Genomic DNA, 9,801 nt, shown 5'->3' with positions numbered 1-9,801 from the left:
GGCAAGTATGCCGAGGCAGAGACCTGCTTCAAGGAGGCGATCGCAAAGGGTGACACCAGTGCAGCCGGCAACTTGGCCGAACTAAAAAAGGTGGTCGAGAGCCTTTAGTAAAATGACAGAAGTAGCGGATCGGTCCATAAAAGAAGCATTTCTACAGGGAAGTAATGAGAGGGAGAGAGGTGTGTCCTCTCTCCGATCCACAGACCGAGCCCGTTGCTATGGCTTTGGCACAAAAGTCGGAGCCAAGCCGGACATTGTTCATGATCATTACCAAGATCATGCAGTGGACCGGTATCTGTCGCACGATGTAGGATCAAGATCATGAGCATCAATAAATACCATATTCTCTCACTTCTGGCGTTGCTCTTTACCGTAGGATGTCGGGGCACTGTCGACAGCGGTGGGTCGTCACCTCTGCCAAGTGGCACTACCAACCTGACACTCCGAGTCTTGGTGCAGGACAATTCCGGGCTCCGTTCCGTGTCCGAAAACGACGCCGACCCTTTGGCCAACAGTGGTGAGGGAAAGGTGGGTGAGCTCTGCCTATGGTTGGAAAAATCGGGCTGGATGCGAGCCATACCGGACAAAAACCGAGCACCAGAGTATCGGGCTGTCTTTGAGGTGAGAAATGTGACCGCAGAGAGCGAGCAACGTAGCTATACCCTCCTAATCAATGGACAGAAGTTCATCCTGCCCACTATCCCCCTCTATGCGACAACCACAGTGGGGCTGGATCGTCTCGGTGACCTGACCGACTCTGAGGGTTTTGTGATGACCGCTGATATGGGGCTCCATGGCACGATATACAGCGGTGTGGAACAGCCCGATCGTCCGGGACGCAATGTCTTTCCGGAGGGCAATGCACCTCTTCCCGTGGAGCGACTTGTCTCCAAAGCCCAGCTCCACAAGGATGTCACCACTTACACCGAGCGCAACCTCCCCGGCACCCTATCCAACCTCCACTGGTCAATGGCGGGTAGTGGCAAGCAGGTTTACTTCTTTAGGAATCAGGCCGGCAGTAGGACTTTGGGAGCCAATGGCCTGTACGATGGTCTCTCGACAGCCACAGACAAGGAGGATCTGATGAAGCTCTCCGATTGGGTGAAAAGCGAGTCGGATACCGGCAACTTTGCCTGGAGAGTGCTTTCGGATCAGTCGAGTGATCGGAAGTCCGTCTCGGATGCGATCTACTTCTACGAGCATGCACTCAAGGAGACAAAAGGACGAGCCGAGCCCTATCCACGCACGGTACAAATGAAGCATGTTGCCTATGCCAAGGTCTATGCCGACCTCAGCCACCTGACCGGTGGGCGCATGGGTGTCTACAACGAAAAAGCCGGGAGGTCGTTTAGCCCCATGAGTAGGGTGGTCGGAACGGAAGAGGAGGCGAGAATGCTCCTGACATGTACGGTAGAGGATAATGGCAAACCCTCAAGTTCCGGAACTACCATAACTGCCTTGGCGGATTTCCAGAACCTGAATAAACTCTTGGAACCGGCGACCTCGGCAGACTTCGAGAGCGACCGGTGGTACTGGATCTGTGCCACGTGCCAAAAGGAGTGGTATGAGAAAAATAAGGACAAACTCCCTAGGCGTCGTTTTGCCAAGCCGGAAAAAAAGCTGTCCGATAGTCATAGTGGGCACATCTTTTTCCTGATGCACGATCTCCCGGGCACCTTCTATGTGGGAGAGGATGGATCACTCTACAATACCCTGCTGGCCGCTATTGGCGGTGGCAACAAAACCGCACGAAAGTACGCCCGTGGACGGATGGTCTACCTGACCCCGCTCAATGCACAGGGCGAAAAAGACAAGGTCTACAACTGCGACACCCGCCGAAACAATATCTACGATCTCGCAATACAGGGAATCAATGGGTACGGACTCAACTACGACCCCAACGACCCGGATGACCCCTACATCCCAGCCCCAAATGACAATCCGCTGGAGCCAAAGCCACAGGATCTACCTATCAACAATGGTCCTGATGCCACGATCAAAATAAAGACGAGGGTGCTAAAGTGGAACTACTTTCCTCATGCGTACGACTTGTTTGTGATCCCCAAGGACTGATGAGACGGCGACAAGAAACGACAAGAATGAAACTGATGAACCCCAATAGTACCAAACACTGTGGCCGGAAGTATCTTTTCCCCATGTTCATGGGCCTGACACTCCTCCTGGGAGCTTGTCACAGTGGCGTGCTGCCTACCGATGATGAGCTGGCGGCCATCTGCCCCAGAGCGGTCCGTATCATGGCCACAGTGGAAAACTACGATGGAGTCGCGCCCCTTCCACGAGCCGGTGAAATCGATGGCACAGTGCAGGATCACGACAACTCCGGGAAGTTTCAGCCCAATAGCCGTGAGGCAGAGGGCGGAGAGCGTGCCATTGGTGATATTTTCCTCTTCGCGATACCCAAGTACAGCCAAAAAGACCAGCAGGTACTCTACTTCTACAAGGAGGGTACTCAAGGGGTCGTGGATGGCAAACTCTCCGGCACCAACATCGTGGCCAAACCCTTTACCTCACTCTCTGAGACAGGCGAGGCGGTGATGGAGTTGGAGCTAAAGCCGGGACGCTATACCTTTATCACAGTTGCCAACTCAGGCGAACTGCGCAAAAGAGCAAAGGACCCAAGTGCAGGTGGCACCCTTACAATGGACGACCTCACCACTCGACTCTACCCTGCTCGCGCCTTTGCGGCACATACCGATGACCTCGATACCTACATACAGGACTTCCCGATAGTCGGACAGCAGGAGATTGAGATTCCGGCAAAGAAACCCGCCGACCCCACACAAGTGCTGGAGCCGGTGATCGATATGGAGCGTGTCTTTGCCCGGGTGGATCTCTACATCACCACCACTCAGAGTGAGGGCGGTGACTACCTTACCCGAAGAGAGAACGCCCGACGAAACTTCCACTACCTTCCCCGCGAATACCGCCTTGCACGTTTGAGGGTTTTGGGCAACCCCGTCGGAGACGAGGAGTGCTACAGCTATCCGCTCCTCCCCTCACCGGCAGAGTACACCTCTATCAAGGGTCCTTTCTTCCATAGCACTTACTTCAACCACAAGAATATCGAGAAGCCACTTTTTGAGACAGACAAGGAGATGGCACTACAGGCTACTTGGGTGAACGGTCAAGACCAATCCAAGACCTGGATTTGGGATCATGAGATCAATAACCGAGCGGACGGAGGACTGGGGAAACTCTGGCGCAAACCGATACTTTACCCCAACGACTGGACCCAACAAGATACCAGACCCTACCACCTCTATCTGCCAAGCCTTTTCCTCAGCCCCGTGAACGATCCTGAGAATAAAGATGTGCAGCTATGCATCGAGCTCTCTTTTGATCGCATGGCGGACAATAAGCGCTTTGTGTATCGTGTGCCGATCAAAAACAGACCCGGACCAGATCCGGAGTGGGGCAGTAATTTTGGAGGATTTTACAATATCCGGCGCAATACGATCCATGATATGAACATATTCTTTTATGGAGAAGGCCTGAGAATCTACTATCCAGGAAAAGTCGCTGTGTATCCTTGGCGGATCGTGGATATTGACCTGGAGATAGACCCCGATGACGAAAACCGACACGAGGTAAACCCCGTGACCCCGGCTCCATAATCCGAAGAGCAGACAACATGATGAACAAACGATACAGCACCATTTCGACGGTCATCCTACTCCTATCGCTGATCTCGATGAGTGCCTGTCGGCACCAAGACCTTGGCACCCCCGATCTGGGACGTGGTACGCATGGTACCGACCCCATCTCAGAGCTGATCACGCTTGATCAACCGGTGACCCTGGAGGTAAGTGTGATCGCACCAAACGTGGTGGACCCGAGCCAACCATCGGCTACCCGAGCCATGACCGTTGGTTCACTCCGTGCTTTTGGGGATCTTAGCGGTGACTACAGCAGATACAGCTTCGATGATAGGAGAAAGTTCACTGTCAACACCAAGGATCCCAAAGACCTGTGGGTGGCTGACGAGGATAAGGAGAGGATGAAAAAAATCGTAGAGTTGTCCGAAAGCGCCCTAAATGGGTGCGACTGGATCTCTACGCTCAAGATCCTCGAGTTGCCGGACGACGCATACGAGGTTACCGGATTGGTGCCACGCAAGCCGATCGACAGCAGTGGTAGAGCTGAGATCCCCGGCCCGGTCGACACCTCAAAGCCTTGGCCGGACGAGGTGAAGGTCACACTCTTCAAGCTGCCCAAGAGTGGCATCCTTACCTTTTTGGCCAATTCGCAAGTCTACCAAAGCCAATACTGGAGCAACCCCAAAAACCTCGGCTACCTCGACCTAGACAACCCCTACTACCTCGGCATCACACCACTCTTTCAGCTGAGCGACAGGCTGTGTGACGAGTGGGCAAACAACACCTATCCCGACAAGTCACCCACAGGAGTGGAGTATATGCACTACCGAAGCGACTATCTACCGATGTACGGACGCATATACAACGTCTCTGCATACAAAGACCAACTCAACAACTCCCAAATAAAGTTTTCGCATAGCCCAGGCTCTCCGGCACTTCTACTCAATGATTCCCAAAACAATGTCTTATTGGAGCGCGCAGCAGCCTTTGTCTGCATCGAGTGGGATCACCAGTGCACTCAGGATCCCAAACAACCGGACGGCTACTATTACTACTCCGGAGAGTACCTTTTCGACCAAGTCGACCCAGGCCTCTACTGCAACCTCGGCTCCATCATTCCCGGCAATTGGGACGGTGTGCTTGCTCGGGCAAAAAGCAAGATGACCATGGATCGGCTACCCAATGGAGGGTTTAAGTTTGCCTTCTACAGCCACTCCCTCTACGATGGGTTGATCTCCAGCGGTGAGGAGGGATACACGCCCAGTGTCTTTTCACTTCTGCAGCGTCACGGGGCAACCAAGTTCTATGTGAGCGAAAACTACCCCACACGCCCACAGGATCAAAATACCATCTACGTGCAGCTCTCCAAGTTCAAGTCCACCTACAACCCCACAGCGTCGACCAAGCGCACCTACGAGTTCGATGGACCGCGGAAGTCGCTCAAGATGGACCTCCCCTTTGGTGAAAAGAACGCTACGACCGGCCTCTACGACATACATCGCAACACCATATATCACGTCAAGCTCAGGCTAAAACAATCCAGCCGAGGAGTGATCCCCTACATAGTCACCGACTGGTCCGAGGTGGAGATTCCGGCCGAGCTCTAATAATAACGAACAAAAACGATAGACAATACCCATGAGACATCAAATATACGACTCGTTGAGCAAGACCATCCTGGCACTTCTTGTCCTACTGGCAAGTGGTTGTCACGATAGTTTTTGGGGAAACGGTTACCCCGGTGACGAAGCCTGCCGGACAACCTCCGGAGAGGAGGTGGAGGTAGAGGTAGGGGTAGACATCCCCGAGATGCAGCTGACGGACGGACTTCGCTCCCTCTCCTCTGATCAGGAGAAGGACGCCTCCGACATACACATCCTCGCCTTCACCGTGCCACAGGGAGCCTCCGAGGAAAACGAGGTATATGCCTACGAGCCGAGGATCAAGTCAGGGCCCACACTCAAGCAGGGAAAGTACTACGTCAAGCTCGTCCTCAACGTCACCTCCGACCCACAGAGGCTCGTCTTCCTCGCCAATATCCCGGAGCTGAATGGACGCCTCCCCCAGGGAGTGACCCCCGGCATCACCAAGAAGGACCTGTACAATTGCCTGGTATTCCACTACAACGTCCAAAAAGGTTGGCGCAGCAATGGCCAAGAGAGCGGTGCGATCAAGGGAAAAGACTACGACCTCATCCCTATGTGGGGTGAGAGCAACGCCGTCACAGTCGTTCCGGGCGAAAACGAGTTCAACGACTACCACTATCAGGACGGTGTGGTCCGTCTCTACCGTGCCTTGGCCCGTGTTGACGTCGGCCTGGCATTTGACGCACCGGCACGCGAAGGACAGCCCCTCCCCGAGACCAACACAGTCGACTCCGAAAACTCCCGCTCCTTCGACTTCAAGGAGATCTACGTCTACCGTCCGGCCAAGAGATACTGCATGGCCGGAGATCTCAAAAACAACATCAAAAAGCCCGAAGGCTCCTCTGCCTTCCAGGTCGTGGCACCCACAATACCTGGGTGGGAAGAATACTACACCACCAAGGAGGCTGACCAGCTCCAAAAGTACACCGTCGACCCCAATGTCGGTAGTCTGGTCCGAACCATCTACCTCCCAGAGTCTCGGGCAACCAAAGCCACTGATGTCGCCCAACAGCTCGAAGAATCCACCTGCATCGTCATAGGTGGTGTCTACAAGGGCAACAACTTCAACCCCAAAGGACGCCAAAATACCGACATGTCCTACTACCGAGTAGACTTTGTCAAAGCACCCAAAAATGACGCTGAGCCGACTACCTACCTACCCATCCTCCGCAACCACCGCTACCGCATCAATATCAAGAGCGTCGACGGACCCGGACACAAAACTCCGAAAGAAGCGATAGAAAATGTAGGCACCGATGTCCACTACTCCGTCTCCGTATGGGACGAAAACGACGTCTCCAAGGTCATCACCGATGGCAAATACTGGCTGAGGCTCAGCCGTGACGTTATCAAGGTGGGCCGCTATGGCGGAGCCATACCCATTACATTCCAGACCAACTGGCCCAAGGGGTGGAGGATCAGTGTACCCGGATCCTATCCCCCCGACCCCGATCACCCCGAAAAACTAGTGGGCAATAATTTGTTGCCAGAAGGCGGCAGTCAGGGCTACTTCTCCCTTGGCTACGAGATGGCCGGTGGCTCGGTAGGTCACAATATCGAAAAGTGCAAGTCCACCCCCGGCAAGGAGACAGAGGCAGAGCAGGTCACTTTCTATGTCCCTGTCGATCAGCGGTCCGATGCGCAGCCCCGACACGGAGCCTTTGTGGTTGAGGCGCAGGAGGGCAAGCTCAAGTGGTATGTCCAGGTCGTCCAGACCAATAAGCTCGAGGTCGAGTTCAAGATCTTTGGCGACCGAGAGATGACTCGTGAGATCAACTTCCTCACTGTACACGAGGAGGGGTACGACTACGATCAATCCATCACTGTCGACGGTGTCACCCATACACCTGTGGACCAGGGAGCCTACCGCACCTTCTACCTCTATACCATGCCTTACATGAAGCCCGATTGGTGGGGTGGCACCACCAGTAGCCCAGCAGTGATCTACAACCTCTCTGCCAAAAATGAAGGAGGTGAGGAGTTTTATTTCTGGAACTACGACAGGTACCCCGAAGGTCCGGAAGAGTGGCAGAAGAAAAATCCCGGTCAGTCGTTCAAGAACTGCTTCAAACCATTCAGTCAATTCTCGACCTCCGGCAACGGCAAGCCCGACTACATCAAGTACCTCGAAAAAGACAACCTCTGGGTCGTAACCATCGCCAATACCAAGATGGACAACCCCAAGGAGCCCTTCGAGTTGCGTCGCAATAAGTACAACTTCACCCTGAGCGTACACGACCCGGTCACCCCAAATGACCCCTCCAAGACCGTCAGCATCACCCGGGGTGTCAACCTCCTACAGCAGGAGCACAACATCGTCCTCTACACCGATCCTGCGCTCACCAAGCGTATCTCCTACGACGTCAAGCATCCCGAGCTCTTCCTCATGAACGGCAAGGAAAAGACGCTCTACGTCAAGTCCAACATTGAGGGCTACGTCAAGCTACTCCGACAGGGGCAAAACGACCGCGAGAGAGGAGGTGCCCCACAGAACCCCGAGCTGATCCCGATCGAGAAAGTGAGCGGGACCACCGCCGGCTACAGCGACATGACTATATCACGGGACGAACTCAAGAGCCACATCGACACCGAGCAGGATGTCTTTTTCTTCAAGGCCAATCTCGGCTCCGGCAGCTCGCGCAACTACTACTCCTTCACCACCCGCAACGACATCGACGCCACCAAGAAGCTGATATGGGGCTACGGCGATTGGCTCGTCGATACCACCGACCCATTCTTCAAGTACAAGTTTCGGGAGGATGGAGTGCCGGGTGACCGCTTCCGTACCGAGTTCCTTTGCGTTACTGTACAGCCGGAGGCCAATAGCTACGTCATCGAGCTGGACAACTTTGGGGTCTTCATCCCCCTCTCGCGCATCAATACCGTCGCCGACACCTTCTACAAAAACTGGGCGGAACCCGTTAAGTTCAGTGAGTACACCCAAGGCTCTGACACCTGGGCTCAAGTCTACAAAAGCGTACCCACCGGTAAAACCAGCTGGGGCGAGTTTATGCAAGAGCAGAACCAAGGGCTCCACCACCTCGACGACGACGATGAGGTCACTGCCGAGTTCATCTGGACCGACTATAAGCCCTACGAGCGCCGGTGCAGCGAGACCATCTACGACCCCAAGTCATCCCACAATTCACAAGGCCCCATCGCCGCCATGGCCATCATCCGTGTACACGGTGACCGCTACCTCTACATCATGCCCGGAAAGGACAAGCCCGAAAACGTCGCCAATACCCTCGTCGCTGTCCGCTCCGGCAAGCACGACAAGATACCCACGGGCATCACCGTAGTGGATACCGGCAGTGAGTTCCCCGAGAATAGCTACACCATGGGAAATGTCTCCAAGGCCATCCTCTGGTCCTGGCACATCATGACGGTCCGCAAGGGTGCCCGGACTGACTATATGTCGATCCTTGACCTTGGCAATCTGACAAACTCAGGTGTCTCATACTACCATCCCGGCTACATGAAGCAAGAGCTGGGTGCACTCAAGCGACCGAACCCGAGCTCAGGCTACAGAGGCCCTTTGATTTGGCAACCCAGTGTCTACAGAGTCTTGGGCATGACCTACCAGTGGGGGCGCAAAGATCCCTTCCCCAAGGAGGACTACAATCGGATGGAAGGCTATGCCAACCTCGTTGCACCCCACCTCAAGCGGGCGGATGGGCGTCCCTTCCGCACCCAGTGGCTCACCGGCTACCGCATGACCTACAAGCAATCGATCGAAAACCCCACAGTTGCTGTCCGTGAGGGTAATTCCGATATTGCCCACTGGCTCGTTGAGGCCGGTCAGGACAAGCTGGTCGGATCCAACGTCACACAGCAACACTATCAGATTTCGGGCCTCTGGGGCGGAAGTCTGCTGGGGTCAACACAGCAACGCGAAATATCTGCCTACCATAGCAAAAAGACCCCATTTGACCCTTGTCCCTATGGATTCAAGATCCCCGCTGTCGGGGTGGAAACCGGTATGCCTTTTGTTTTTTCGGGATATCGGACCGCCTTCGATGCAATTAAGGCAATGGGGGTCAATTGTGCTGTTCCCATAAATAACATAAGCGTAACAGAGAGCTGGAATGGTCCGGAGAGCCAAAATGGATATTATGAAAGTGGTGCCCTTTTCCCAAACCAAGTTGCCCACTTCCACACCACTGACCCTGTATATGGTGGAAATGGTCGGTCGGGAGCTTGGGAGCTGAAAGTACCTACTCCTTATTTCTCAGGGGCTCCTCAATTAATTGCCGACGTAGCAAGTAAGGCCTGTGTTCTACCAATCATACCGGTACCCAACGAAAAGGAAATGAACTACAAGGACTTCTTTATCCCGCGTGCCCGATCAGGAGGTCTCACTATCCGAAACTGATCCACACGCCGATAGCCATCCTCTATTACGACCCCGACGGAACCGACACACCGGCCCCGTCGGGGTCGCCTTTTCCCATCCCCTCCCCCCCCCACCTCACGACCCCGCTAGGGGTCGCAAAACAGATCGGCAAATAGGACTAAAAAAACTCCTTTTGGGAGCG

General features: G+C 54.4%; 5 protein-coding genes. All 5 read left to right on the top strand.

The features are described from left to right. Positions 1-112 precede the first annotated feature (112 nt). From AC1EK1_RS08220 to AC1EK1_RS08200, 5 genes are read left to right on the top strand one after another with little or no spacing between them, the layout of a single operon-like run. Positions 113-325 carry a hypothetical protein gene (locus AC1EK1_RS08220; protein WP_480307036.1) on the top strand — a complete coding sequence of 71 codons (213 nt, stop codon included), beginning with the start codon at positions 113-115 and terminating at the stop codon, positions 323-325. Then, positions 322-2,073 (top strand): hypothetical protein, encoded by a 1,752-nt coding sequence (locus AC1EK1_RS08215; protein WP_480307034.1) that lies wholly within the window; start codon positions 322-324, stop codon positions 2,071-2,073. The genes AC1EK1_RS08220 and AC1EK1_RS08215 overlap by 4 nt, the downstream gene beginning before the upstream one ends. Continuing rightward, positions 2,073-3,635: a hypothetical protein gene (locus AC1EK1_RS08210; protein WP_480307291.1), complete on the top strand. Its 1,563-nt coding sequence runs from the start codon at positions 2,073-2,075 to the stop codon at positions 3,633-3,635. The genes AC1EK1_RS08215 and AC1EK1_RS08210 overlap by 1 nt, the downstream gene beginning before the upstream one ends. 17 nt (positions 3,636-3,652) lie before the next feature. After that, positions 3,653-5,224, top strand: a complete 1,572-nt coding sequence (locus AC1EK1_RS08205; RefSeq protein WP_480307030.1) for a hypothetical protein — start codon at positions 3,653-3,655, stop codon at positions 5,222-5,224. Between the two features lie 31 nt (positions 5,225-5,255). Beyond that, entirely contained in the window at positions 5,256-9,638 is a 4,383-nt protein-coding gene (locus AC1EK1_RS08200; protein WP_480307028.1) for a hypothetical protein, read from the top strand. The last annotated feature ends 163 nt before the right edge of the window (positions 9,639-9,801 follow it).

Source organism: Porphyromonas sp. C0026D3 (genome assembly GCF_056590775.1).
The sequence above is the reverse complement of the archived record's forward strand: the minus strand, read 5'-3'. Positions and strand labels throughout refer to the sequence as shown.

Excerpts from the sequence above, each read along its gene's own strand:
- AC1EK1_RS08220 (WP_480307036.1), top strand. The coding sequence starts at position 113 with ATGACAGAAGTAGCGGATCGGTCCATAAAAGAAGCATTTCTACAGGGA.
- AC1EK1_RS08215 (WP_480307034.1), top strand. The coding sequence starts at position 322 with ATGAGCATCAATAAATACCATATTCTCTCACTTCTGGCGTTGCTCTTT.
- AC1EK1_RS08210 (WP_480307291.1), top strand. The coding sequence starts at position 2,073 with ATGAGACGGCGACAAGAAACGACAAGAATGAAACTGATGAACCCCAAT.
- AC1EK1_RS08205 (WP_480307030.1), top strand. The coding sequence starts at position 3,653 with ATGATGAACAAACGATACAGCACCATTTCGACGGTCATCCTACTCCTA.
- AC1EK1_RS08200 (WP_480307028.1), top strand. The coding sequence starts at position 5,256 with ATGAGACATCAAATATACGACTCGTTGAGCAAGACCATCCTGGCACTT.